Below are 335 nucleotides of genomic sequence, written 5' to 3' on the forward strand. Positions count from 1 at the left end.
GCGTGCAGATCGAAGAACTTGCGTCTCGCGTGCGCTGCATATCCAATTTCAGTGATGCCCTGCTGGAATCCAGCCTTGTACCCACTGTAGTCGTCGCATACCAGTTTGCCCTGCCAGTCAGCGAGGAACGCGCGGGCATGTTCGCCTGCACGGCTGTCGGCGAAGTCGTAGACCACGGCGCGCAGCTCACTGTAGTGCGTCGGCGTATACGCCCACAGATACGCGCGATGTGTCTTGCCTTTGCCGGGACCGAGCATCTGTACCGGCGTCTCATCCGCATGCAGCACACCCTGCTGCAGGATTTCCTGATGCAGCGCGTCGACCAGCGGTTGTAG

General features: G+C 60.6%; 1 protein-coding gene. It reads right to left on the reverse strand.

From position 1 onward, the window contains the following. Positions 1-335 (reverse strand): IS66 family transposase (locus ACLFKU_RS44455; RefSeq protein ID WP_410853479.1); only part of this gene is annotated, 335 nt, incomplete at both ends.

The organism is Paraburkholderia sp. EG304 (assembly GCF_046543485.1).
GTDB lineage: Bacteria > Pseudomonadota > Gammaproteobacteria > Burkholderiales > Burkholderiaceae > Paraburkholderia > Paraburkholderia youngii.